Raw genomic sequence first — 22621 nt, forward strand, 5'->3', positions numbered from 1 at the left:
AATAAGAGGTAGAGAAAGACCACCTATATACCACAATGTCGCTTTTCAGGCGAGATTAGGCCACGTGGTCTTGACGAAGATACTGATTATTATCTGCAATTACTGCATAAGCAAGAAAGCAAATAAACCAAAGCCAAGGATGAGTCGATAAATGACGAAAGGAGTCATCCCCATTCGTGAAATCAACTTCAGGAATAAGTGAATACAGATATAGGCACTGATAAACGAGGTTACGATCCCTGTTAGCAAAAAACCTAGATGAATAGGATCGCCACTGCTCACCAATTTCAGACCTAAGTAACCACCAGCCAATAAAATGATAGGGATAGACATGAGGAAAGAAAACCTTGCGGCCGCTTCACGGGTAAAGCCTAAGTACAATGCTGCCGTGATTGTCGCGCCAGAACGAGAAGTGCCTGGAATCATGGCAAGGGCTTGAGCAACACCAATAAACAGGGCTTTCTTCCAATTTGCCTGATACTCATCATCCGCTAGATTCGCGTGTTTATCGACATACCACAGCAGCAAACCAAACACGATGGTGGTGGTCGCAATCACCCAAGCACTGCGCAGATACAATTCTATAAAGTCTTTCATTAGCAAGCCAAACACACACGCAGGTATGGTGGCTAGAATGATCATCCATGCCAGCTTGGCTTCTTTACTGCGATCCCCTTTAAAGATCGAAGCAAAAAATGCCGACAACAATGCCACCACTTCGCTGCGAAAATAGATCATCACTGCAGCTAATGTGCCGACATGAACAGCTACATCAAATGCCAACCCCTGATCTTCCCAGCCCAAAATGGCCGATGGTAAAATTAGGTGTGCCGAGCTGGAAATCGGTAAAAATTCGGTAAGCCCTTGAATTAAGGCAAGGATAAAAGCTTCAAAATAACTCATTAGATACTCAATTATGTGTAGTTATTAAACCAGAGTTCAACTTTGTTTAAGGTTTCTGGGTAAGAAGATTCGAGCCAGATTTGGTGGATCGTGCGACCATCTCCCGGAACACAAAGATCAGCGCACAGTTCATGCAGTGGTTCAATCACGAACCCGTACTTGTAGATATCACTGCGAGGAAGCTCTGGCGAATGCTCAGAGATATTCTGGCCAAACAAGATGATGTCGAGATCAACGGTTCGTGGCTCAAATTTCTTCGCATTTTCTTCTCGCCCCCATTTGAGCTCAATTTGACGCAGTTGTCGTGCAAATTCCAATAAATCTAACGAGGTTTGCATTTCTACGACAAGATTAAAAAACGCCTCTCCTTCAAACCCAACCGCTTCGCATTCATAAACAGTTGATAAGCGTAGATTTTGACCGAGTAGAGATAACTCTCTGATAGCTGCCTCAATGTGTTTATGCCTGTCTACATTGGAACCAACGCCAATGTATGTCGTGTTCATGCTTGGCCTCGCTCAATCACGACACCCACACCAGATGCCTGAGGAACCGCACCAGGCTTGGTCAGGCGAATCTTAACCCATGGCACGCTAAATTGAGTCATAATGAGATGGGCAACTTCTTCCGCAACCCGTTCTACCAGCAAAAAACGACCAGATTCAATATGAGACAAAACAGCCGAACTCACTTGCGCATAATCTAGAGCATCTGCAACGTCATCACTTTTCCCTGCGGGCTGGTTGTCATGAGCCATTTCAATATCCAGAACCAGTTTTTGTTTGATTTCCTGTTCCCAGTCATAAACGCCGATAGTCGTGATCACTTCTAACTGCTCGATAAATACTTTATCCATGCGCTTTGCTTCCTTTAGAGGTCGGATACCCAAATCAGGTAAAAAGTCGTACTATTTTTATCTCAAACACCACTCAGTTGGTAGTTTGAGTATTCTAAGCACGATATGATATCAATTACTTGCCTAGCTAACATCTCTAAATAACGAGTAACTTCAATATGACTCCACTAGCACTTGTCATGATCATTTTTGCCTACCTACTAGGCTCGATCTCGAGTGCCGTATTGATCTGTCGCTTACTTCGGTTACCTGACCCTAGGGGGGTAGGTTCTCATAATCCCGGAGCAACCAATGTATTAAGAATCGGAGATAAGAAGGCCGCCGCTTCGGTCTTGCTTTGCGATATGCTCAAAGGAACCATTCCTGTTTGGGGAGGATATTTCCTCAATATCGACCCTATCATTCTTGGTGTGATTGCGATCGCTGCCTGCTTAGGCCATATGTATCCGATTTTTTTCCATTTTAAAGGAGGGAAAGGTGTCGCGACTGCGCTTGGAGCAATAGCCCCGATAGGCTTTGACTTAACCGCAATGATCATCGTGACATGGTTATTAGTCGCATTGGTTTTTCGCTATTCCTCTCTTGCCGCTATCATCACGGTATTACTGGCCCCTTTATATACGTGGATGATCAAACCTCAATACACCTTACCAGTCGCTATGCTGTGTTGCCTTATTGTGTTTAGGCATCATCAAAACATCAGACGATTAGTTGAAGGAACGGAACCTAAAGTCGGTGAGAAAAAGAAAGATTTAGATAAGGCCTCTGAATGAGGCCTTAGAGTTTATAGGTATATTTTCGCTAGGAAATTCTGCAACATTGCAGTGACAAATTCTGGCTGCTCTAGGTTAGCAATATGGCCAGCTTTCGGCACCTGAATCAGCTCTGAGCCTGAAATGCAGTCATTCATTAAATACGATTCGAGTACCGGACGGGGAATATCCTCCTGACCGACAGCGATCAATACAGGTAACGCAAACTTTTCAATATCTTCGATTTGGTCTCGACGACCAAACACCATGCGTCCCATACGTGCAACTTCCGCTGCCTGCTGTCCTTTTAGGTTGGATAACCTCTTTCGAAAAGCAGCCACTAAATTAGGGGATTCCTGCTCCGCATTTCGAGCGAAAAACATCGGTGTTACACTATCAATGATAGGTTCTGGCACCATCTGTGCAGCCGAGATCGTTTCCAGCATAGTGAAGTATTTCTTGTGGGTCACTTCTGGTTCTAAACCGACAAACGTATCCATCATAACCAGAGATTTAACACGCTCAGGCACTAAATTAACCACCTCACTGCCCCACATACCACCAACAGAAAGACCAATGATAGAGAATTCCTCGACATCTAAATGGTCCATCAGTGCAATAATTTGCTTTGCGTAGTCCACAAGTGAGGAAGTAGAGGATGGGGCAAAGTCTGATTCACCATGCGCCCAAAAATCGGGCACTATGCATCGATAACTTTGGCTTAATACGTCTACTTGGGGAGCCCACATTTGACTATCCCACAAGTAACTGTGACCAAATACGATAACAGGGCCTTGACCAATATCCTGATACGCCATTTGATGGCCATCTACCGCAAATTTATTCATGGCTCTTTCCATTATTTATATTTATAAAATCCAAGAATATCATTAATGACAAAATTAACACCTCGGATGTTTTCTCTGTCAGCCAAAAAAGAAAGGCCAACTCTCAAGAGCGGCCTTGTACTTACATATAGAAAACAAATTAAGCGATGGGTTCTAGCTGATCAATAGGCCATCGAGGTGTTGCTTGTACAGACAGGTCAGCCAGCTCTCCATTTTTAAGTCGTTGCATACCCGCATAAGCAATCATCGCACCGTTATCAGTGCAAAACTCAGTACGTGGATAATAAACCTCACCACCGATTTTCTGCGCAAGTTGTTCTAGGTCAGTGCGTAAACGACGATTGGCACTCACGCCACCCGCAATGACAATACGTTTAAAGCCAGTTTGCTCTAGCGCTCTCTTACACTTAATCGTTAATGTCGCGCATACCGCTTCTTCGAATGCCAAAGCAATATCCGCGCGTGTTTGTTCATCATCACCATTTGCGGCAATAGTATTCGCCGTAAACGTTTTCAGGCCAGAGAAGCTCATGTCTAAGCCTGGTCGGTCCGTCATTGGGCGTGGGAATTTAAAGCGCCCTGGCGTGCCTTTTTCAGCTAACTTAGAAAGCAGTGGACCACCAGGATAATCCAACCCCATCAGTTTAGCTGTTTTATCAAATGCTTCCCCTGCGGCGTCATCGATAGACTCACCGAGAATCTTATATTCACCAATCCCGTTCACTTCAACCATCATTGAGTGACCACCAGAAACCAATACCGCCACAAATGGGAAAGGTGGAGGATTATCTTCCAACATAGGCGCAAGGAGGTGGCCTTCCATATGGTGAACTGGCACTGCGGGGACACCCCAAGCATATGCCAAGCTGCGACCAATAGTAGCGCCAACCAATAACGCACCGACTAATCCTGGCCCAGCCGTATATGCCACACCATCGATATCTTTTGGCGACAGGTTAGCTTCCGCCATTGCCGCTTTAATCAATGGAATCGTCTTCTTAACATGATCTCGTGAAGCAAGCTCAGGAACCACACCACCGTAATCAGCATGCAGTTTGACCTGACTATATAGCTTATGAGAAAGCAGGCCGTTCTCATCGTCATAAATCGCGATGCCTGTTTCATCACATGAGGTTTCAATACCAATAATGCGCATGGTTTAACCTAGGTGTCTTAATCTCTGATTCAAAATTGGCGCAATCTTACCTCGGCTTGGCTTCGCAAACAAATTTTGTATACTGAATAGACGACAAAGGGCTTTACAAAGCCTATGTGATCGGATTAAAATTCCGCACCATTTTTGATCAAGCTGATTATAGGCCAGCATTAAAGCTCGGTACTGTGAAGTCAGCATTAACGAATAACCCCTGAGGTGAAAGGCATATGCCAGTAGTTAAAGTACGTGAAAACGAACCGTTCGACGTTGCTCTACGTCGTTTCAAACGCTCTTGCGAAAAAGCAGGTATCCTTTCTGAAGTGCGTCGTCGTGAGCACTACGAAAAGCCAACTACAGTTCGCAAACGCGCTAAAGCAGCGGCTCAAAAGCGTCACGCTAAGAAGCTAGCTCGCGAAAACGCTCGTCGCGTTCGCCTGTACTAATAACTAAGTCCAAAAGGATTCTAGTTATGGCTCTGATTGATACTCTCAAAGAAGAGCAAAAATTAGCGATGAAAGCCAAGGATAAACTGCGCCTTGGCACTATTCGTTTAGCTCTTTCCGCGATCAAGCAACGTGAAGTTGACGAACAGATTACTCTGGGCGACGACGATATTCTCGCTGTATTGACGAAAATGGTTAAACAACGTCGCGACTCTGTCGCTCAATTTGAATCCGCAGGTCGTCAAGATCTTGCCGATGCTGAGCAAGCTGAGATTGCTGTACTTGAGGACTTTATGCCTCAACCGCTAACTGATGAAGAAGTGGCGGCACTTATTGAGAGTGCTATTGCTGATTCAGGTGCTGCGGGCATGCAAGACATGGGTAAAGTAATGGGCGTGCTTAAGCCTCAAATTCAAGGGCGTGCAGATATGGGTAAAGTAAGTGGTTTAGTTCGCGCTAAACTCGGTTAATTACCCAAGCCAAATTGCAGCAAGCCGTGCTATCCTCTGGAACGCACGGCTTGTTTGTATCTAGATTAGTCTTTTCTTTCTTTGTTAGGTTTTATGGCAGGACACATTCCCCGCAGTTTTATTGATGACCTACTGGCTCGACTGGATATCGTCGATATCATTGACGCTCGGGTAAAACTTAAGAAAAAAGGCAAAAACTACAGCGCATGCTGCCCTTTCCACAACGAGAAAACACCTTCTTTTAGTGTTAGCCAAGAAAAGCAGTTTTATCACTGTTTCGGCTGTGGGGCACACGGCAATGCCATCGACTTCATGATGGAATATGAGCGCCTTGAATTCCCTGAAGCCATTGAAGAACTCGCCTCTTATCTTGGGATTGATGTGCCAAGAGAGCAGCGTCAGGGTGGCCGCTTTCCTTCCAATCAGCCTCAAGCAAATACCGAGCAAAAACGTAACCTCTACGATTTGATGACTGGGATTGCGCAGTTCTATCGAGACCAGCTCAAACTTTCTACCAGTAAGGTCGCAATTGACTACCTCAAAGATCGTGGTTTATCTGGTGAAATCGTTCAGAAGTTTGGCATCGGATATGTCGCTGATGAATGGGATCTGGTGCGGAAAAACTTTGGTCAACAGAAACAAGCTCAAGATTTGCTTGTATCAGGTGGTATGCTGATTGAGAACGATAAAGGTAACCGCTATGACCGCTTTCGCGGCCGGGTGATGTTTCCGATCCGCGACCGACGAGGCCGAGTGATTGGTTTTGGTGGGCGAGTCATTGGCGATGGCACACCAAAATACCTTAACTCTCCTGAAACGCCTATTTTCCACAAAGGGAAAGAGCTCTACGGGCTTTATGAGGTGATGCAGGCCTATCGAGAGCCGCCACAGATATTGGTTGTCGAAGGCTATATGGATGTGGTGGCACTAGCGCAGTATGGTATTGACTACGCGGTCGCTTCTCTTGGCACATCTACTACTGACGATCATATTCGCCAGCTATTTCGCCAAACTGATACTATAGTATGTTGCTATGACGGTGATCGAGCTGGCCGTGAAGCAGCTAGGCGTGCTATGGAAAATGCTTTGGCCTTCCTAAATGCCAACAAAATCCTAAAGGTACTGTTCTTGCCCGATGGTGAAGACCCTGACAGTTTCGTTCGAAAGTTTGGCAAAGAGGCTCTTGAGGCAGAAATAGATAATGCTGACTCATTAATCGACTTTTTACTTAGCGAAATCAAAAAAGACGCCCCTGATACAGATCCTAAGCGCTGGGGTTCATACGTCGCTACTAACGCAGCACCACTGTTAAATAAAACGACGGACCCTACTTTACAAGCGTACTTGTGGAAAGAGTTAACACTAGGAACTGGTTGGAGCGACTTCCAGCTACAAAAGTTTTTGAACTCTCTAATAACAAGCAGCCCTGAAACCAGACCTCAACCACATAAGGAGATCAAACGGACTCCAATGCGAGAGGTTATCGCTTTGCTTATTCAAAATCCGAGCTATGCTCAAATGGTACCAGATCTCTCGAGTGTGAAAGGCTTAGCGGTACCTGGATTAAGTTTATTCGTTGAGGTGCTTGAATATTGTCATCAGCACCCCAATGTAAGCACAGGCCAGTTGACTGAACACTGGCGAAATACGAGCCATGATGCTCTACTGTCTCGTTTAGCAGGGTGGGAAATTCCGCTCGATGAAGACAATGAACAAGATATTTTTTTAGACTCGCTGGACAAAATATTGGCTCAGTGTGTCGAAAAACAAATTGAAGATCTGCAGGCCAAAGAAAGAAGTGTCGGTTTATCAACCGAAGAGAGAAGGGAGCTGCTAGCATTGATGCTAGATTTAAAAGCGTAACCCTGTTCGAATAGTCAGCAACAAATTAATTTGTTAATATGTGTGGTTTGCACTCGCATACTAATTCCTTCACCAGATACTAAGTTGGATACCGTCTATGGATCAAAATCCGCAGTCACAGCTAAAACAACTTGTCATTAAAGGCAAGGAACAAGGCTATCTGACCTACGCAGAAGTAAACGACCACCTGCCAGCAGAAATCGTAGATTCCGAGCAGGTCGAAGATATCATTCAGATGATCAACGACATGGGTATTCGAGTAGTGGAAACTGCTCCGGATGCTGATGATCTTGCACTGAATGATGACGATACAATCACCGATGAGGATGCAGCTGAAGCTGCTGCTGCTGCGCTATCAAGCGTAGAAAATGAAATCGGCCGCACCACTGACCCAGTACGTATGTACATGCGCGAGATGGGCACCGTAGAGCTACTGACTCGCGAAGGTGAGATCGATATTGCAAAGCGTATTGAAGATGGTATTAACCAAGTTCAAAATGCGGTTGCTGAGTATCCAGGAACGATCCCATATATTCTTGAGCAGTTTGATAAGGTTCAGGCAGAAGAACTTCGCCTCACCGATCTTATCACGGGCTTCGTCGACCCAGACGCAGATGAAACAGCGGCCCCAACGGCTACGCATATCGGTTCTGAACTTGCAGAATCAGATCTTGAAGATGAAGATGCTGAAGAAGAAGACGCGGAAGAGTCTGAGGACGATGAAGAAGAGGAAGATACAGGCATCGACCCTGAGCTTGCTCTAGAAAAGTTCACGGCTTTGCGTAACACTTTCCAGAACTATCAGCTTGCTTGTAACGAGTATGGCAACGAGAGTCCGAAAGCGACACTTGCCCATGAGATGGTTATCGACGTCTTCAAAGAATTCCGTCTAACGCCTAAACAATTTGACTACCTAGTTGAAGAGCTGCGCACCTCAATGGAGCGTGTACGTACTCAAGAACGTCTGATCATGAAAGCGTCTGTTGAGTATGGCAAAATGCCAAAGAAATCGTTCATTACTCTCTTCACAGGCAATGAATCTAGCGAAGCTTGGCTAGATGAGATTCTCTCTTCAGATAAACCGTATGCGGAAAAGATCCGTCGTAGCGAGGATGATATTCGTCGCTCAATCATGAAGCTAAAAGTAATTGAAGAAGAAACATCGCTTACGGTTCAGAACATCAAAGACATCAGTCGCCGCATGTCAATCGGTGAAGCGAAAGCCCGCCGTGCGAAGAAAGAGATGGTCGAGGCGAACTTACGTCTGGTTATTTCTATCGCGAAGAAATACACCAACCGCGGTCTTCAATTCTTGGATCTGATTCAAGAAGGTAACATCGGCCTGATGAAAGCAGTTGATAAGTTCGAATATCGTCGTGGTTACAAGTTTTCAACTTACGCAACTTGGTGGATCCGTCAGGCGATCACTCGTTCGATTGCTGACCAAGCACGTACTATCCGTATTCCGGTTCACATGATTGAGACGATCAACAAACTAAACCGAATCTCTCGCCAAATGCTGCAAGAGATGGGTCGTGAACCACTACCGGAAGAGTTGGCTGAACGCATGCAAATGCCGGAAGACAAAATCCGTAAAGTTCTGAAGATTGCCAAAGAGCCAATCTCAATGGAAACACCAATCGGTGACGATGAAGATTCGCATCTAGGCGATTTCATTGAAGATACCACGCTTGAGCTACCTCTTGATTCAGCCACTTCTACAAGCCTCAAAGTGGCAACGAAAGATGTACTGGCAGGCTTAACACCTCGTGAAGCGAAAGTTCTGCGTATGCGTTTTGGTATCGATATGAATACTGACCACACCTTAGAAGAGGTTGGTAAGCAGTTTGATGTTACTCGTGAGCGTATCCGTCAGATTGAAGCGAAAGCACTGCGTAAACTTCGTCACCCGAGCCGCTCAGAAACTCTGCGCAGCTTCTTGGATGAGTAACCAAGCAAATTGATTAAAAGACGAGCACTTGCTCGTCTTTTTTGTATCCAAATGATTTAACTGGATAAAATCTAAGCGCATTTACCCTATCAAGTATCTAGACAGCCCTATCGGCTTACCCTATAATTCTCCTCCTAACGGCCCCTTAGCTCAGTGGTTAGAGCAGTCGACTCATAATCGATTGGTCCGCAGTTCAAGTCTGCGAGGGGCCACCAAATACAAAAAAGCCTGATGAGGAAACTCATCAGGCTTTTTACTTTCGATTGTATCTAATATTAAAAACCTTTGGCCTTTTTGATTAAGTCATAAGCATTCTGGATTTCTTGAGCTTTCTCTTTGGCTACATTCATCATTTCTGGTGGTAAGCCTTTTGCCATTAGCTTGTCAGGATGGTGCTCATTCATCAGTTTACGGTAAGCACGTTTAACCGTTTTTGTCTCCGCACTACTATCGACACCCAATAACTTATATGCATCACTTAATTGATCCGCAGTCGAGGCTTGCTGCCAACCACTCGATTGATGGGAGTGAGCACCTCCAGATTGTCCACTAAAGCCTCCTTGCTGAAAGCGGAATGCAGCCTCCTGCATACGTAATCGTTGCTCTAGCTGCTCTGAGGAAAAACCCAACCCTTTTGCCACTTTATGCAAGACACTACGTTCACTTGGATGAATATCTCCATCAGCAAAGGCGGCTGAGATCTGTAACTCTAAGAAGAACTGCATCAGGTCAAATCGGCCACCAGCGGAAATACGCACTCTTTCTAGAACGGTTTCGAGCGGAAAATCCGCCTCCTTCCCCTCACGAAATGCATTCTGCGCAGCGCGGCGTAACTCCCCATGCAAGCTCATACGATCCATCATGGTTGTCGCCAACTGAATCTCTTCACGAGTAACTTGCCCTTTCGCTTTGGCTACATGCCCCATCACCGCAAAAGCCGCTTTAAAGAACTCTTCTTGTCGTTCAGCCTGACTGGGGCCACCGCCGAAACCGGAATTAAAACCAGCTTGACGCAACCTGCGAGCTTTATCGAACTGATGGCCTAAGAACAGACCAAATATGGCGCCAAACGGCCCTCCCATCAAGAAACCAAAAAAAGTGCCAAGTATCTTGCCAAAAATATGCATTATGTGTTCTCAATCTCTGAATTTTTTCTTAGTAAAGCGGTCTGATAGTGCCGTAAGCGACAAATTCCTTTATTATAAGGGCCGTTTTATTTTACATTCGGTCATCTATTCACCGGATATATCAAGTTCAACAGGATAGTAAAACTCGATGCCACGTTTTTCTCGCACCTTGTTAGCCACTTCAATTAGTGCCGCACTTCTTATGCCTCAGGCCCAAGCTGAAGATGTCTCTCTAGACACTTCACAAGAAATGCCGTTCATTGGCGAATGCCAAACATTAGACCTTATTGATCAATGTCTGGTCAATGAAGAGGAGCCTGAAAACGCAAATCAACTGCCAATTAACGTTGAAGCAGACAGCTTAGAAGCGATCAACGGAGACAAAGCCACCTATAGTGGCAACGTGACGGTTGTACAAGGCAAAAAACGCATGAAAGCGGACAATGTTACTTTACATCAACAAGACAATATTGTTGTGGCTGAGGGTAATGTGACATTCAGTGACGGTGAGCTGAAAACAATCTCAGATAAAGCCGTCAACAAGTTGAACACTGACGAAGTGACACTGGAAAATACGAACTATAAATTCTTATGTGAGCCGGGCCGCGGAGAAGCCGTCTATGTTTCAAAAACAGGTAAAGCCGTTTACGAAATCGAGGATGGCTCAATCACCTCCTGTCCTGAAGGCGACAAATCTTGGCGAATGAAAGCGTCGAGCATCGACATTGATCAAAACGAAGAAGAGGCGACCTTCTACAACCCACGTTTCGAGATAATGAACGTGCCGGTATTTTATCTCCCTTTCCTCACGGTACCTATTGGTGATACACGTAAGACAGGTTTCTTATACCCAACCGTCTCCTATGGCTCCAGCGATGGCTTTGAAATGGAGGTGCCAATTTACTGGAACTTGGCACCAAACTATGATTTAGAAACGACTATCAAGCATATGCAGGAACGGGGGACTCAGCTAAACAGTGAGTTCCGCTATCTTTCGGATCTCGGCTACAGCACTCTTAAATCTGAGTACTTACCAGATGATAAAAAGTACCCTGAACAAGGGGATCGCTGGGGCTTTCAATGGCAACACAACGGTATTTTTCAGGAAAGTTGGAAATTCGAAATCGACTACTCCAAAGTCAGTGATATCCGATACTTTACCGATTTAGACTCAGGAATAGGTAACCGAGAAGATGGGCAGTTAATTCAAGAAGCACAAGCCACTTATCGTTCTTCTAACTGGGATGCCTCTATTCTTACGCGAGACTTCCAAGTCCTTACGACCAGTAGCAATACCCCCTACCGTCTTCTACCTCAACTTGAGTTTAACTACTATGCGCCCGAGTTGATGCGTTATCTTGATTTTGATGTACTCAGCCATGTATCCCAGTTTGATACTGACGATCCTAACAAGCCTTCAGCAACACGAGTACATGTCGAGCCAGGTATCACCATGCCAATCGGCACCACATGGGGGACTTGGACGACCGAGGCCCGTGTCTTAGGAACTTACTACCAACAAGATTTGGGCGGACTTGACCTTTCCGACTTTAGTGACGATGGCTACAACCTCAAAGAGTCGACCTCACGCGTCATTCCAGAATTTCGTACTCACGCGGGCGTAGTATTGGAAAGAGATACGGTTATCTTTGATAACTACACTCAGACGCTTGAACCCCAAGTGCAATACCTGTATGTGCCGGAAAAAGATCAAAGTGAAATCTACCTTTACGATAGCACCTTACTACAAACCGATTATTATGGTTTATTTCGCAGCCGCAAATACAGTGGTGTTGACCGCATTGCCGCTGCCAATCAATTTAGCTATGGTGCCTCTACGCGATTTTTTGACGACCAGTACAAAGAGCGTCTAAATATCTCATTCGGACAAATATTCTATCTTGATAAAGATACGAAGAATTCCAATATCGCTAATCAAGATAACAAATCAGATTACTCTGCATGGGCAGTCGAAATGGACTTCAACTATGATGACTATCTCTTCTACCATGGCGGTATTCAGTATGACATTGATACCAGTGAAGTTCAGCTTGGCAATAGCACTCTGGAATATCGCTTCTCCGATGGTTTTATTCAAGGTAACTATCGCTACGTGACGCGTAGCTACATAGAAAGTACTCTTGGTGACAGTATTGGCGATCTAGAATCGATAACGGAAGATGGCATTTCTCAGGCAGGTGTCATAGCAGGCTACCAAATTTCACAAAAATGGCGAGCCAATGCTCAATATTTTTACGACTTAACCACTGATGAAGAACTGGAATGGCTAGCTGGGTTAAGCTACACCTCAGATTGTTGGTATATTGGTTTTAACTACAGCAATCAGCTTCGTAGTTGGAGCCCGAGTTTCTCAAGCTACCCTGACTCGACACCAACTTATGAAAACAACTTCAGTTTTAACTTTGGTATTATTGGATTTGGTACCGCTATTGGCTCTGATTCTGGTGTCACAGGGGCTGATAGCGCGAATAGTTCGTTGGGTTACGGCCGACCATTCTTCTTAAACAACTAATTTAACAGCCTGTGGTCTAAAAGCACAGGTTCATTTTTTAACAGGACATTTGATGAAATTTTGGAAGCAAACCTTACTTGGATTGATTGCAGCCAGCCAGTTTTCTTTTGTGCAAGCCGAACCTGTCGAGCTGGACAAAGTCGCGGTTATTGTCAATAGCGGAGTGGTATTACAGAGTGATATTGAAACTTCACTCAAGACCATTCGAGCCAATGCTAAGAAGAATGATCAGTCACTACCAGATGAAGCAACATTGCGCGAACAGGTCACAGAAAAACTCATCGTTGATACTATCCAACAGCAAGAAGCAGAAAGAATTGGTGTGCGTATAGACGATAATCGTCTCAACGAAGCGATCAATGAAATTGCCAAAAATAACAACCAGACACTGGAGCAACTCAACACCTCTATGACACAAGAAGGTTTAAGTTATACCCAGTTCCGTGAGCAAGTGCGTAAAGAGATTGCAGCAAATGAAGCTCGCAATGCACTCGTCCGTCGTCGTATTAATATTTTGCCCGCTGAAGTAGATAACCTCGCCAATATTTTGGCTAAAGAGACCAACGCGACAGTACAATATAAAATTGGCCACATCCAATTACGTGTAAACGATGGTGATGACAAAGCCGCTATCGAAGAAAAAGCTAATCAGATCGTTAATGAGCTCAACCAAGGCTCTGATTTCAGTACCATGGCTTACACCTATTCAAAAGGTCCTAAGGCTTTACAAGGTGGTGATTGGGGGTGGATGCGTAAAGAAGAAATGCCAACCATCTTTGCCGATCAAATCAATTTGCAGAATAAAGGTAGTATTATCGGTCCATTTCGCAGCGGTGTTGGCTTTCATATCCTAAAAATTGAAGACGTAAAGGGACTTGAGACTGTCGCAGTCACCGAAGTGAACGCTCGTCATATTTTGATTAAACCAACCGTGATCCTTAGCGATGAAGGCGTTCAGAAAGAGCTTCTCGACATTACTCAACGAATTCAATCCGGCAAGGTAACCTTTGGTGAAATGGCTCAGCAATATAGCCAAGATCCAGGTTCAGCCGCCCAGCAAGGTGAGTTAGGTTATCAAACTTCTGACCTTTACGTCCCAGAATTTAAACATCAGGTGGATACTCTCGCTGTAGGTCAGATCAGTGAGCCATTCAAAACCGTACACGGTTGGCACATTGTTGAAGTGATGGATCGCCGTGAGGTTGACCGTACTGACTCTGCGCTGAAGAACAAAGCTTACCGCATTATCTTTAACCGTAAGTTTAACGAAGAGGCCGGTGCGTGGCTGCAAGAAATTCGCGCGAGCGCATTCGTCGAAATCGTCAAGGAAGATCAAAATGACAATTAAACGTATTGTCGTAACGGCAGGTGAACCTGCCGGTATTGGTCCCGATTTAGTCTTAGCTCTTTCGACGCAAAGCTGGCCACATCAGATAGTGGTCAGTGCCGATAAAGCCTTACTTGAGCAACGCGCTAAACAACTCAATATCGACGTACAACTTATTGATTATGATGCTGAAGCGCTTCCTAGCCCTCAGAAAGCTGGCTCGTTGGTTGTCGATCATATTGCACTTAATGTCCCCGTGATTGCGGGTCAGCTCGATGAGAAAAATGGCCACTATGTGTTAGAAACACTCGAAAGAGCCGCGTTGGGCTGTATGAATGGTGAGTTTGATGCTATTGTCACTGGCCCTGTGCATAAGGGAGTGATAAACCGAGCTGGCGTCGCCTTCAGCGGACACACTGAGTTCTTCGCTGATAAATCCAATACGCCACTGGTTGTAATGATGTTAGCCACTGAAGGGCTTAGAGTCGCTTTAGTGACAACTCATATTCCATTAGCCTATGTCTCTAAAGCAGTAACCGAAGACAGGTTACAGAGAATAGTTCGTATACTCCATCAAGACTTAGTCGAGAAGTTTGCTATTCCATCACCTAAAATATATGTCTGTGGTTTAAATCCACACGCAGGTGAAGATGGCTGCTTGGGGCGTGAAGAGATCGAAACCATTACGCCAACATTGGAAAAACTTCGTCAAGAAGCAGGTATTGACCTTGTCGGGCCACTTCCTGCAGACACTATCTTTAATGAGAAATACCTCAACGAAGCCGATGCCGTGCTAGGCATGTACCACGATCAGGTCTTACCCGTGCTAAAATACAAAGGTTTTGGGCGTTCAGTGAACATTACCCTGGGCCTTCCATTTATCAGGACATCCGTGGATCACGGCACTGCATTAGAGCTTGCAGGAACAGGTGATGCAGATACAGGAAGTTTTACAACGTCACTTGCTCATGCCATTGAGCTTGTCGATAAGAAAACCAGTTAACTTGAGAACACTATGAGAAACGATGTCCATTTGGGGCACAAAGCACGTAAACGCTTTGGTCAAAACTTCTTAAACGATCCATACATTATCGATGGGATTGTCTCTGCGATTAATCCTAAGCCAGGTCAAAACTTGGTGGAAATCGGTCCAGGTTTAGGCGCAATTACTGAGCCGGTCGGTAAAGAAGTCGATAAGTTCACCGTGATTGAACTTGACAGAGATCTAGCCGAACGCTTAAGAACTCATCCAGATCTTGCCGAGAAGCTAACCATTCATGAAGGCGATGCAATGCGCTTTGACTTCACACAGCTGGTTAAGCCTAACAATAAGTTACGCATTTTTGGTAACCTGCCTTACAACATATCGACACCGTTGATGTTCCACCTGTTTGAATATCATAGAGATATTCAAGATATGCACTTTATGCTGCAAAAAGAAGTAGTCAATCGTCTAGCAGCCGGACCAGGGACGAAAGCCTACGGTCGTTTAACGGTAATGGCGCAGTACTACTGTAAAGTGGTTCCAGTACTAGAAGTCCCTCCAACCGCATTTGTTCCACCGCCAAAAGTCGATTCCGCTGTTGTTCGCCTTGTTCCTTACGAGACGCTACCTTATCCAGCAACAAGTCTTAACTGGTTGGATCGCGTGTGTCGCGAAGGTTTTAACCAAAGACGTAAAACCGTTCGTAACTGTTATAAATCTCTGGTCAACGCTGAAATTCTAGAGCAACTGGGGATCAATCCTGGTATGCGTCCTGAAAACCTTACTCTAGAGCAATTCGTTGACTTAGCTAACTGGTTAGACGCAAACCACAAATAATCTTCATATAATTAGAGTTGTAACCTATTGGTCTACAACTCTAATTTTTTGACTTGTACGCAGGAGTCTACATGGAAGCCAACCCTTGTATTAAAGTCCAAGTTCATACCAAATACATTTCAGAACAGTCCCAACCTGATTCAAAGCGTTATGTCTTCGCCTACGTTATTACCATTAAAAACCTGAGTAACCAAACTGTCCAGCTCATCAGTCGGCGGTGGTTAATCACTGATGCTAATGGCAAACAAATGACGGTTGAAGGAGATGGCGTGGTGGGTCAACAACCTTTTATTCCCGGAAGTGATGAATACACCTATAGCAGTGGTACAGCGTTAGAAACCCCCGTTGGTGTCATGCAAGGTCAATACATTTTACTGGATGAGAAAGGCCAAGAGTTTGTCACTGAAATTGAGCCTTTCAGGCTCGCTCTACCTAACATCCTCAACTAGAAGTTATTCAGGAATTTTTGTGTCCAATTATATTGTTGGTGATATTCAAGGTTGCTTCGATGAGCTGAAGCTAATCCTCAAAAAAGTCAGTTTTGACCCAAAAGTAGATACACTTTGGGTCGCTGGAGACTTGGTTGCGCGTGGTCCTAAATCACTGGAAACTCTTCGCTTTATTAAATCACTTGGTCAGTCAGCTAAAGTGGTTTTGGGTAATCATGATCTACACTTACTTGCTGTGTCGTTAGGGGTACACAAGGTCAAAAACAAAGATAAAACAGCTCCCATCTTTGATGCGGATGACAAACAAGAGCTGCTTGACTGGCTTCGACAACAGCCTCTTCTTGCTGAGCATGAAGAGTTCGCTTTATGCCACGCGGGAATTTCACCACAATGGTCACTCGATAACGCACGAAAGAATGCGCGTGAAGTAGAAACCATCCTACAAGGTGAAGACTGGGCTTGGCTGATCAAGAACATGTATGACGACCAGCCAGACCGGTGGAGCGAAAATTTAACAGGCCTTGAGCGCTATCGCTATACTATTAACGCCTTCACGCGCATGCGTTTCTGCTTTTCAGACGGCAGACTCGATATGGCTTGTAAACGCCCGCCAAAAGAAGTTAATGATGGTACTCTGACACCGTGGTTCAAACTGACAAGCCGAATAACAATAGACAAAACTATCTTGTTCGGTCATTGGGCTGCACTGGAAGGCTATGATGGCAAAGAGGTTATCGGCCTAGATACAGGTTGCGTCTGGGGAGGTTATTTAACTTTACTAAGATGGGAAGATAAGACGTTTTTTACCCAAAAATCACTACAGCGCTAGAGAGGAGCAACGAGTCACTGAAACGCCTCTCATTCACCTGCCCTAGCTGGTGACTTAGAAAAAAGTCGTTAACCTTTTCGTTCTAACACCACAAAACGCATGCCGTATGCGTTTTTCTCATCTGCTTCGTAAATTTCAGAATAGCTTTCTTCAAACTCTTCCCCCCACTGAGGAAACTGCGTATCGCCTTCAATTTCAGCATTGATATAAGTTACGTAAAGCTTATCAGCTTGGGGCAAACAGGTTTGATAAATTAACCCCCCACCAATGATCATGACCTCTTCAACCTGGCCTGCGGCCTTTATCGCTTGCTCAATAGAAGACACTGTTGTGACACCTTCTATGACGAGACCTTCATCGCGACTAATCACAATATTTTGACGTCCCGGCAATGGACGACCAATCGATTCATATGTCTTTCGGCCCATGATGACAGGCTTCCCCATAGTACAACGCTTAAACCAGGCAAAATCAGCTGGCAAATGCCACGGCATTTGGTTGTCTTTACCAATAACTCGGTCTTTTGCCATAGCGGCGATCATGCTAATGATCATTAATGGTACTCCTTTAAACGTCTCATACTATCGGCTTTCGGCGATAGAATAACAATCCCGGCATCGCTAAGCCAACCGCTAATCCTGCAATTATAAACATTGCTTTAAGGAAATTTTCCATCAACATGGCGACCAACTCATGACTGTACCCCCGGTGATTAAGTTCAACTAACGCAATCATCGCTTTAAACGCAAACACCCCCGGCACCATAGGAATTAGCGCTGCAACTGTGAATACTTTAGGGTGAGCAAGAAAACGGTGTGACCAGTGAATACCTATCATACTTACAATCATTGCAGCAAAGAATGTTGCCCACTCAATAGGAATACCAAAATGCATCATCAGATAGCGACTTCCATGCCCTACTGCGCCACCTATAGCGCAGTAGGTCAGCGCTTTTTTAGGAACATTGAATACGAGTGCAAAACCCACAGCAGGAATCGCAGCAAACAACATATCGTTGAGCAGGCCAAACAGGAGCTCAAATAACGTCATAGTACCCATCCCCAAACCCCCACTAAACTCATTGCCGCCACAATGCCAAGGCTGGTTGCTAAGGTCAGTAAGCTCGCCATGACAAATCTCGCAATCCCCATATTGACATAGCCTTTCAGCATATCAGCCACAGAATTAATCAACGGGAAACCCGGGACCAGCATAAGAACTGAAGACGCCATAACAATAAATGGCGAGTTGCCAAGTTCGTAAATCACAGCCTGCGCAGAAATCACTGTGGTCACAAAAGCGGTAGCTGCAAAATTGATGAGAGGATTAAAATGACGATGGCCAATTTCCTGCCTCACGACCATGCCTACTGAAGAGGCAATAAAGGTCATTGCAAAGACCACCCAGTCACCACCAGCTAAGCGACTAAATGCAGCACAAGACAAACCTATCATTACTACCACTAGCCAACGGTTATACCGCTCGGGACTGATCTGCTCTAATTTACGCTGAGCTAGCACATGATCGATAATTCCTCTCTCCAACATAATGCAAATTCGCTGAACCTGAGTAATCACACGCATGTTAATGCCACGATCAGGGCTCCGGCGTGCCGTGGTAATACAGTGCTCCTGATATACCGTAGTAACAACCAACGAGCTGGCGGAAAGAGACACTTCGACTTCATCCATTCCACTGGCAATACCGATACGTCTTGTTATATCTCCAACTAATGTACTCTCAGCACCATGAGCCAGCAGCATCTGACCAGCCTGTGCAATCAGACGAGAAACGCTGCGTTGTTTTGAAGCCATTAATGTCTCCTACTCCTTGAGAAAGCCGATATTGTGACCAAAATAAACTGAGTTTGATTTGATTTAAATATAAAAAAGCCGTAATGCGTGAAACATTACGGCTTTCATTGGACTTAATGACTAGTCTCGGACGTAAACCACATGTCCGTCGTCCTCTTCATCGTCCCAGTCATCCCAGTCGTCGTCATCTTCAGTAATGACGTCTTTGCCTGACATTGCGTCTTTATGATAATCATCCCACATGAAGTCAACTTTCTCTTCTTCAGAGATCTCTTCTTCTTCACGAGGTAGACTCTCCATAAAGTCAGCCAACTTGTAACAAAGCTCTTTGGTTCCTTGCTTATTCACCGCTGAGATCTTGTAGTAATCCTCTTCCCAACCCAGTGCATCGAGAATATTTTGGATCACTTCGTCAGCTTCTTCTTCGGGCATTAAATCAACCTTGTTGAAGATCAACCAACGTGGCTTATCAGCAAGCTTTTCGCTATATTGCTCTAACTCATCAATGATCGTCAGTGCGTTCTGAATCGGATCACTTTGATCAATCGGCATAATATCGATCATATGCAGCAGAACGCGACAACGCTCTAAATGCTTCAAGAAACGAATGCCAAGGCCTGCACCGTCCGCAGCCCCTTCGATCAATCCGGGAATATCCGCGACAACAAAGCTCTTCTCAGGAACCACACTCACAACCCCTAAACTCGGGATAAGCGTTGTAAATGGGTAATCCGCCACTTTTGGCTTAGCTGCAGAAACCGAGCGAATAAAGGTCGACTTACCCGCATTTGGCAATCCAAGCATACCGACATCAGCAAGTAGCAACAGCTCTAAACGGATTTCTCGGATTTCACCTTTAGTACCTAACGTCTTTTGACGTGGTGCTCGGTTTACTGAAGATTTAAAGCGAGTGTTACCTAAACCGTGCCACCCACCTTTCGCTACCATGACTTTTTTACCATGCTCAGCAACTTCAGCAACAATTTCATTTGTATGGATATCAACTGCACGAGTACCGACAGGTACACGCAACACCTTATCCTTTCCTCGCTTACCCGTACAGTTACCACCGCGGCCATTTTCACCGCGCTCTGCTTCATAGAAGCGCTGAAAACGGTAGTCGATCAAAGTATTAAGGTTTTCATCGGCTTGGATATAGACGTCACCACCATCGCCACCGTCACCACCATCCGGGCCACCTTTCGCAACGAATTTCTCGCGCCAGAAACTCACTACACCGTTACCGCCATCGCCGGCTTGAACTTTAACTACCGCTTCATCAACGAATTTCATCTCTTACTCCGCCCAATTACTACATCACGTAGCTGCGTTGCAAATATCATCTCACAGCCCAAATGACAGTGAATGATATAAATTCTAGCAGATCCCAATATCAGATCGATCACCCAACAATCTCAGATCGTTCTGCCACTTAGGAACATATAATGAGGGACTTTTTACAAAGTGCCTTAGTATCTATTCCAACATACTACAAATAAAAAACCCCGCCGAATCGGCAGGGCTTTTGAATTCAGCTAGAAGCCTAAATTCTAGATCTCAGTGAGAATTACTCAGCTTCGATGCTTACGAATTTACGATTCTTAGGACCTTTCACTTCAAATTTCACTTTACCTTCAGTAAGAGCGAATAGAGTGTGGTCTTTACCGATACCTACGTTAGTACCAGCGTGGAACTTAGTGCCACGTTGACGAACGATGATGTTACCTGCAAGAACAGATTCACCGCCGAAACGCTTAACACCAAGACGTTTGCTTTCTGAATCGCGGCCGTTACGAGTAGAACCACCAGCTTTTTTGTGTGCCATTGTTAAACTCTCCTAATAATTAAGCGTTGATACCAGTGATCTTCACTTCAGTGAACCACTGACGGTGACCCTGTTGCTTACGAGAGTGCTTACGACGACGGAACTTAACGATTTTAACTTTATCGCCACGGCCGTGTTGTACAACTTCAGCAACTACTTTGCCGCCCTCAACAAGAGGAGCGCCAACTTTAACGTCTTCGCCGTTCGCAACAAGAAGAACTTTATCAAATTCAACCGTTGCACCAGTTTCTACGTCTAATTTCTCTAAACGAAGAGTTTGACCTTCGCTTACACGGTGTTGTTTACCACCAGATTGGAAAACAGCGTACATATCTTACTCCGCTTTTTCCGCACAGCCTTATGCTTGTTTATTGAGCATTGTGGGTGTGCGCTAAACTAATCATCAATAGGGCGCAGATTCTACAGAAGAGATGTCCCTATGACAAGCCATATTTTGAAAAAATTGGCGAAAAGCTAATCGCCAGATAAAAGTGCCGCAATCATGCCCTTTAGCCATGTATTTATCAACGTTTTTTAGTGTATTATTCAGTAATTAAGTCAGATAAGAAGACCTTACAAGTTCTAACTTCAGCCGGATTTACAATGGATTTTAAAGCTATCCAAGCGCTAACTGCCGATGACATGGCAAAAGTGAATGAAACGATTCACGCTCAACTCAACTCTGACGTGTCTTTGATCAACCAATTAGGTTTTTACATCATTAGTGGTGGTGGTAAACGTATACGTCCTCTGCTTGCTGTATTATCAGCTCGTGCTCTTGGTTATCAAGGGCAAGCTCATACTACAGCCGCTGCGTTTATTGAGTTTATTCATACCGCCACTTTGCTGCATGATGATGTGGTTGATGAGTCAGATATGCGTCGTGGGAAGGCAACTGCCAATGCCGCTTTCGGCAATGCCGCCAGCGTTTTGGTCGGTGATTTTATTTACACACGATCTTTTCAGATGATGACCGAGCTAGGATCAATGAAGATCCTCAAGCTAATGAGCGATGCGGTGAACGTAATTGCTGAAGGTGAAGTGCAGCAACTCATGAATTGCAACGATCCTGAAACGACCGAAGAAAGCTATATGCAGGTCATCTATTCAAAAACAGCTCGACTGTTTGAGGCCGCCACACAAATCGGTGCAATCCTCAGCAACTCCTCAGCAGAGGTCGAGCTGGCTTTACAGAATTACGGCAAATATTTAGGTACAGCTTTCCAACTCATCGACGATGTAATGGACTACACATCTGATGGTGATGAAATGGGCAAGAATGTTGGTGATGACTTAGCTGAAGGAAAACCTACCCTACCACTTCTTTATGCGATGAAACACGGCTCACCAGAACAAGCAAGCATGATTCGCGAAGCAATAGAAAAATCTAATGGTATGGAGAAGCTTGAAGCGATTATGGAAGCCATGGAGCACACTGGTTCATTGGAATATACCCGACAGAAAGCCTATCAAGAAGCGGACAAGGCTATCGCAGAATTGAGAGTGCTGCCAGAGTCCCAATATAAAGAGGCATTGGTCACATTGGCACATATGTCAGTACATCGATCCAAATAATCTTTACATATAGCAACGGGAACCTTTGGTTCCCGTTGATTCCAGTTCAGCAAATCGAAGGTCTATTGACTCTGCTAT

24 protein-coding genes and 1 tRNA gene are annotated in these 22621 nt (G+C 44.9%); 13 read left to right on the plus strand and 12 right to left on the minus strand.

Going from position 1 to position 22621, the window contains the following annotated elements:
- Positions 1-99: 99 nt before the first annotated feature.
- Genes L1D23_RS08065 through folB form a run of 3 tightly spaced genes read right to left on the minus strand, consistent with a single transcriptional unit; the run spans position 100 to position 1759 of the window.
- A complete protein-coding gene (locus tag L1D23_RS08065; RefSeq protein WP_239865281.1) occupies positions 100-903 on the minus strand; it encodes an undecaprenyl-diphosphate phosphatase in 804 nt (267 codons plus the stop codon).
- An 11-nt stretch (positions 904-914) separates the two neighbouring features.
- Positions 915-1409 (minus strand): 2-amino-4-hydroxy-6-hydroxymethyldihydropteridine diphosphokinase, encoded by a 495-nt coding sequence (gene folK, locus L1D23_RS08070; RefSeq protein ID WP_239865282.1) that lies wholly within the window; start codon positions 1407-1409, stop codon positions 915-917.
- Positions 1406-1759 (minus strand): bifunctional dihydroneopterin aldolase/7,8-dihydroneopterin epimerase, encoded by a 354-nt coding sequence (folB, locus tag L1D23_RS08075; RefSeq protein ID WP_239837835.1) that lies wholly within the window; start codon positions 1757-1759, stop codon positions 1406-1408. Before folB ends, folK begins: the two co-directional genes overlap by 4 nt.
- Positions 1760-1917: 158 nt before the next feature.
- On the opposite strand from folB, the gene plsY reads away from it, so the two are divergent.
- Positions 1918-2532, plus strand: coding sequence for a glycerol-3-phosphate 1-O-acyltransferase PlsY (gene plsY / locus L1D23_RS08080; RefSeq protein WP_239865283.1), 615 nt, complete (start codon positions 1918-1920; stop codon positions 2530-2532).
- An 11-nt stretch (positions 2533-2543) separates the two neighbouring features.
- Here the strand turns inward: plsY and L1D23_RS08085 are convergent, their stop codons facing one another.
- Positions 2544-3359: an alpha/beta fold hydrolase gene (locus tag L1D23_RS08085; RefSeq protein ID WP_239865284.1), complete on the minus strand. Its 816-nt coding sequence runs from the start codon at positions 3357-3359 to the stop codon at positions 2544-2546.
- Positions 3360-3498: 139 nt separating this feature from the next.
- A complete protein-coding gene (gene tsaD / locus L1D23_RS08090) occupies positions 3499-4515 on the minus strand; it encodes a tRNA (adenosine(37)-N6)-threonylcarbamoyltransferase complex transferase subunit TsaD (RefSeq protein WP_239865285.1) in 1017 nt (338 codons plus the stop codon).
- A gap of 227 nt (positions 4516-4742) precedes the next feature.
- On the opposite strand from tsaD, the gene rpsU reads away from it, so the two are divergent.
- From rpsU to L1D23_RS08115, 5 genes are all read left to right on the plus strand, one after another.
- The gene (gene rpsU / locus L1D23_RS08095) at positions 4743-4958 is read left to right on the plus strand and encodes a 30S ribosomal protein S21 (protein ID WP_001145625.1); all 216 of its coding nucleotides are present in this window, start codon (positions 4743-4745) and stop codon (positions 4956-4958) included.
- A gap of 26 nt (positions 4959-4984) precedes the next feature.
- Positions 4985-5428: a GatB/YqeY domain-containing protein gene (locus L1D23_RS08100; RefSeq protein ID WP_019277505.1), complete on the plus strand. Its 444-nt coding sequence runs from the start codon at positions 4985-4987 to the stop codon at positions 5426-5428.
- Positions 5429-5521: 93 nt separating this feature from the next.
- Positions 5522-7291, plus strand: a complete 1770-nt coding sequence (dnaG, locus tag L1D23_RS08105; protein WP_239865286.1) for a DNA primase — start codon at positions 5522-5524, stop codon at positions 7289-7291.
- 97 nt (positions 7292-7388) lie between these two features.
- Positions 7389-9242 carry an RNA polymerase sigma factor RpoD gene (gene rpoD / locus L1D23_RS08110; protein WP_006958179.1) on the plus strand — a complete coding sequence of 618 codons (1854 nt, stop codon included), beginning with the start codon at positions 7389-7391 and terminating at the stop codon, positions 9240-9242.
- Between the two features lie 139 nt (positions 9243-9381).
- A tRNA-Ile gene (locus tag L1D23_RS08115) sits at positions 9382-9457 on the plus strand.
- Positions 9458-9517: 60 nt separating this feature from the next.
- Here L1D23_RS08115 and djlA read toward each other — a convergent pair.
- Positions 9518-10369, minus strand: coding sequence for a co-chaperone DjlA (djlA, locus tag L1D23_RS08120; RefSeq protein WP_239865287.1), 852 nt, complete (start codon positions 10367-10369; stop codon positions 9518-9520).
- A gap of 148 nt (positions 10370-10517) precedes the next feature.
- On the opposite strand from djlA, the gene lptD reads away from it, so the two are divergent.
- The 6 genes from lptD (at position 10518) to apaH (ending at position 17329) form a co-directional block, all read left to right on the plus strand.
- Positions 10518-12902, plus strand: coding sequence for an LPS assembly protein LptD (lptD, locus tag L1D23_RS08125; RefSeq protein WP_239865288.1), 2385 nt, complete (start codon positions 10518-10520; stop codon positions 12900-12902).
- A gap of 52 nt (positions 12903-12954) precedes the next feature.
- Positions 12955-14250 (plus strand): peptidylprolyl isomerase SurA, encoded by a 1296-nt coding sequence (gene surA, locus L1D23_RS08130; protein WP_239865289.1) that lies wholly within the window; start codon positions 12955-12957, stop codon positions 14248-14250.
- Positions 14240-15232 (plus strand): 4-hydroxythreonine-4-phosphate dehydrogenase PdxA, encoded by a 993-nt coding sequence (gene pdxA, locus L1D23_RS08135; RefSeq protein ID WP_239865290.1) that lies wholly within the window; start codon positions 14240-14242, stop codon positions 15230-15232. The genes surA and pdxA overlap by 11 nt, the downstream gene beginning before the upstream one ends.
- A 12-nt stretch (positions 15233-15244) precedes the next feature.
- Positions 15245-16051 (plus strand): 16S rRNA (adenine(1518)-N(6)/adenine(1519)-N(6))-dimethyltransferase RsmA, encoded by an 807-nt coding sequence (gene rsmA, locus L1D23_RS08140; protein WP_239865291.1) that lies wholly within the window; start codon positions 15245-15247, stop codon positions 16049-16051.
- A gap of 71 nt (positions 16052-16122) precedes the next feature.
- The gene (apaG, locus tag L1D23_RS08145) at positions 16123-16500 is read left to right on the plus strand and encodes a Co2+/Mg2+ efflux protein ApaG (protein ID WP_239837846.1); all 378 of its coding nucleotides are present in this window, start codon (positions 16123-16125) and stop codon (positions 16498-16500) included.
- Positions 16501-16519: 19 nt separating this feature from the next.
- On the plus strand, positions 16520-17329 hold the full coding sequence (gene apaH, locus L1D23_RS08150) for a bis(5'-nucleosyl)-tetraphosphatase (symmetrical) ApaH (RefSeq protein WP_239865293.1): 810 nt from the start codon (positions 16520-16522) through the stop codon (positions 17327-17329).
- 68 nt (positions 17330-17397) lie between these two features.
- Here the strand turns inward: apaH and folA are convergent, their stop codons facing one another.
- From folA to rplU, 6 genes are all read right to left on the minus strand, one after another.
- Complete coding sequence (folA, locus tag L1D23_RS08155) at positions 17398-17883, minus strand: type 3 dihydrofolate reductase (RefSeq protein WP_239865295.1); 486 nt, start codon at positions 17881-17883, stop codon at positions 17398-17400.
- A gap of 22 nt (positions 17884-17905) precedes the next feature.
- On the minus strand, positions 17906-18379 hold the full coding sequence (locus tag L1D23_RS08160) for a threonine/serine exporter family protein (protein ID WP_239865297.1): 474 nt from the start codon (positions 18377-18379) through the stop codon (positions 17906-17908).
- Positions 18376-19143 carry a threonine/serine exporter ThrE family protein gene (locus L1D23_RS08165; RefSeq protein ID WP_239865300.1) on the minus strand — a complete coding sequence of 256 codons (768 nt, stop codon included), beginning with the start codon at positions 19141-19143 and terminating at the stop codon, positions 18376-18378. Before L1D23_RS08165 ends, L1D23_RS08160 begins: the two co-directional genes overlap by 4 nt.
- Before the next feature lie 120 nt (positions 19144-19263).
- Positions 19264-20436, minus strand: a complete 1173-nt coding sequence (gene cgtA, locus L1D23_RS08170) for an Obg family GTPase CgtA (RefSeq protein ID WP_239865302.1) — start codon at positions 20434-20436, stop codon at positions 19264-19266.
- A gap of 274 nt (positions 20437-20710) precedes the next feature.
- A complete protein-coding gene (rpmA, locus tag L1D23_RS08175; protein ID WP_004409945.1) occupies positions 20711-20968 on the minus strand; it encodes a 50S ribosomal protein L27 in 258 nt (85 codons plus the stop codon).
- Positions 20969-20987: 19 nt separating this feature from the next.
- Entirely contained in the window at positions 20988-21299 is a 312-nt protein-coding gene (rplU, locus tag L1D23_RS08180; protein ID WP_008072988.1) for a 50S ribosomal protein L21, read from the minus strand.
- 272 nt (positions 21300-21571) lie between these two features.
- On the opposite strand from rplU, the gene ispB reads away from it, so the two are divergent.
- Positions 21572-22543 carry an octaprenyl diphosphate synthase gene (gene ispB / locus L1D23_RS08185; RefSeq protein ID WP_239865304.1) on the plus strand — a complete coding sequence of 324 codons (972 nt, stop codon included), beginning with the start codon at positions 21572-21574 and terminating at the stop codon, positions 22541-22543.
- Positions 22544-22621: the final 78 nt, after the last annotated feature.

Source organism: Vibrio sp. Isolate24, assembly GCF_022398215.1.
In the GTDB taxonomy this organism is placed as follows: Bacteria; Pseudomonadota; Gammaproteobacteria; order Enterobacterales; family Vibrionaceae; genus Vibrio; species Vibrio coralliilyticus_A.

Excerpts from the sequence above, each read along its gene's own strand:
- rsmA (WP_239865291.1), top strand. The coding sequence starts at position 15,245 with ATGAGAAACGATGTCCATTTGGGGCACAAAGCACGTAAACGCTTTGGT.
- L1D23_RS08165 (WP_239865300.1), bottom strand. The coding sequence starts at position 19,143 with ATGGCTTCAAAACAACGCAGCGTTTCTCGTCTGATTGCACAGGCTGGT.
- L1D23_RS08065 (WP_239865281.1), bottom strand. The coding sequence starts at position 903 with ATGAGTTATTTTGAAGCTTTTATCCTTGCCTTAATTCAAGGGCTTACC.
- lptD (WP_239865288.1), top strand. The coding sequence starts at position 10,518 with ATGCCACGTTTTTCTCGCACCTTGTTAGCCACTTCAATTAGTGCCGCA.
- cgtA (WP_239865302.1), bottom strand. The coding sequence starts at position 20,436 with ATGAAATTCGTTGATGAAGCGGTAGTTAAAGTTCAAGCCGGCGATGGC.
- tsaD (WP_239865285.1), bottom strand. The coding sequence starts at position 4,515 with ATGCGCATTATTGGTATTGAAACCTCATGTGATGAAACAGGCATCGCG.
- plsY (WP_239865283.1), top strand. The coding sequence starts at position 1,918 with ATGACTCCACTAGCACTTGTCATGATCATTTTTGCCTACCTACTAGGC.
- rpmA (WP_004409945.1), bottom strand. The coding sequence starts at position 20,968 with ATGGCACACAAAAAAGCTGGTGGTTCTACTCGTAACGGCCGCGATTCA.
- L1D23_RS08160 (WP_239865297.1), bottom strand. The coding sequence starts at position 18,379 with ATGACGTTATTTGAGCTCCTGTTTGGCCTGCTCAACGATATGTTGTTT.
- rpoD (WP_006958179.1), top strand. The coding sequence starts at position 7,389 with ATGGATCAAAATCCGCAGTCACAGCTAAAACAACTTGTCATTAAAGGC.
- rpsU (WP_001145625.1), top strand. The coding sequence starts at position 4,743 with ATGCCAGTAGTTAAAGTACGTGAAAACGAACCGTTCGACGTTGCTCTA.
- folA (WP_239865295.1), bottom strand. The coding sequence starts at position 17,883 with ATGATCATTAGCATGATCGCCGCTATGGCAAAAGACCGAGTTATTGGT.
- dnaG (WP_239865286.1), top strand. The coding sequence starts at position 5,522 with ATGGCAGGACACATTCCCCGCAGTTTTATTGATGACCTACTGGCTCGA.
- pdxA (WP_239865290.1), top strand. The coding sequence starts at position 14,240 with ATGACAATTAAACGTATTGTCGTAACGGCAGGTGAACCTGCCGGTATT.
- L1D23_RS08100 (WP_019277505.1), top strand. The coding sequence starts at position 4,985 with ATGGCTCTGATTGATACTCTCAAAGAAGAGCAAAAATTAGCGATGAAA.
- folK (WP_239865282.1), bottom strand. The coding sequence starts at position 1,409 with ATGAACACGACATACATTGGCGTTGGTTCCAATGTAGACAGGCATAAA.
- surA (WP_239865289.1), top strand. The coding sequence starts at position 12,955 with ATGAAATTTTGGAAGCAAACCTTACTTGGATTGATTGCAGCCAGCCAG.
- rplU (WP_008072988.1), bottom strand. The coding sequence starts at position 21,299 with ATGTACGCTGTTTTCCAATCTGGTGGTAAACAACACCGTGTAAGCGAA.
- djlA (WP_239865287.1), bottom strand. The coding sequence starts at position 10,369 with ATGCATATTTTTGGCAAGATACTTGGCACTTTTTTTGGTTTCTTGATG.
- ispB (WP_239865304.1), top strand. The coding sequence starts at position 21,572 with ATGGATTTTAAAGCTATCCAAGCGCTAACTGCCGATGACATGGCAAAA.
- folB (WP_239837835.1), bottom strand. The coding sequence starts at position 1,759 with ATGGATAAAGTATTTATCGAGCAGTTAGAAGTGATCACGACTATCGGC.
- apaG (WP_239837846.1), top strand. The coding sequence starts at position 16,123 with ATGGAAGCCAACCCTTGTATTAAAGTCCAAGTTCATACCAAATACATT.
- L1D23_RS08085 (WP_239865284.1), bottom strand. The coding sequence starts at position 3,359 with ATGAATAAATTTGCGGTAGATGGCCATCAAATGGCGTATCAGGATATT.